This is a genomic window from Flavonifractor sp. DFI.6.63, assembly GCF_024462255.1.
Lineage (GTDB): Bacteria > Bacillota > Clostridia > Oscillospirales > Oscillospiraceae > Lawsonibacter_A > Lawsonibacter_A hominis.
The window spans coordinates 1-348 of sequence record NZ_JANGBE010000102.1; the positions used below are offsets into that span (position 1 = coordinate 1).

General features: G+C 64.9%; 1 protein-coding gene. It reads left to right on the forward strand.

The features are described from left to right. On the forward strand, positions 1-348 hold a 348-nt coding region (locus tag NE547_RS18710; RefSeq protein WP_256176633.1), incomplete at both ends, for a hypothetical protein.

The window sequence follows — 348 nt, forward strand, 5'->3', positions numbered from 1 at the left end:
TCGCCATCCTCTCCGGTCTGTTCGGCAAGTTCGGCGTCCCCACCGGCTGCACCATCGTGGGCGTGGTCGTCGTCATCTTCGGCCTGGCCTCCCTCGTCTGGGTGAAGGACTATCCCCACGACGTGGGGGCGTATCCCGACAACATCCGGGACGAGGGCGTGGATCTCAAGGCTCAGGCGGAAGCCGTCCGCAGCCACAAGAGTGCTTTCACGGTATCCAAGCTGCTCCGGGACAAGGACATGTGGTGCATGGCCCTGGGCTTCGGCCTGCTGTGGATGGTCACCGTCGGCATCGTCAGCCAGTTCGTGCCCCGCATGATCAGCGTGGGCAATTCCCAGCCCACCGCCC